The organism is Dapis hubbardiae BLCC-M172, assembly GCF_050016015.1.
Lineage (GTDB): Bacteria > Cyanobacteriota > Cyanobacteriia > Cyanobacteriales > Microcoleaceae > Trichodesmium.
The window spans coordinates 1-923 of the sequence record NZ_JBNHEQ010000219.1; positions in this window are offsets into that span (position 1 = coordinate 1).

Consider the following 923-nt stretch of genomic DNA (forward strand, 5'->3'; position numbering starts at 1 on the left):
GATTAATTAATAATTGAGACATAGTTTTAAGAAGGAAGAAAGAAGAAGGAATAAGTAAGAAGTAAGAAGCAAGAAGCAAGAAGTAATATAGCAATCCTAAATAGGTCGCGACAAATCAAAAAGTAGATAAAAAAGTTGAAACTCTTACCTGTTGCCTGTTGCCTGTTCCCTGTTGCCTAAAAAGCAGTAATATTTTTGCCACGAATATGCGGAGGATTGCTATATAATGTTTAGATAATTACTTATAATAAAATTTTTGTTTGTAGTAGAGCTGCTAGCCCTATCTACAGTTGGGGCTAGAGCAAAACTACGAACTTTAATTATAATAACTATTTAACCGAAAATAATATAAGTAGTCGGAAGTAAGAAGTGATATAGCAGTTTTCATTAATATAGAGTACAGAGATTTGGGTTTAAAGGAAGAAGGAAGAAGTAAGAAGGAAGAAGGAAGAAGTAAGAAGTAAGAAGGAAGAAGGAAGAAGGAAGAAGTAAGAAGGAAGAAGGAAGAAGGAAGAAGGAAGAAGGAAGAAGGAAGAAGGAAGAAGTTTTGTAGTCTACCTTTGTGAAAACCGCTATCCCATTTTGAACAAAGAATGTTACGAATAGTAAGTCTGATTAAAATACTTCCTAAAAATGGTATGTAAATCCTCTCTATTCTTACTTTTTAGTGATTTAGGTTTAATCACTATTTCAATATCTCGATCTAGATAATTGAGAAACTGAAATAATTGGTCAGAATCAAATTATTGCAACAAACCACTGATAAGTCTCGAAATTTTTTCCTCACTAATACCTAATAATTCTGATGCTGTAGAAAGACTTAATTGAGGTTCATTAATTAATTCACATATACGGTTAGCAATTTTTACCTTAGCTAGAGTTTTTTCAGCATTATTAATACCTCAATCAGCAAATACATTACC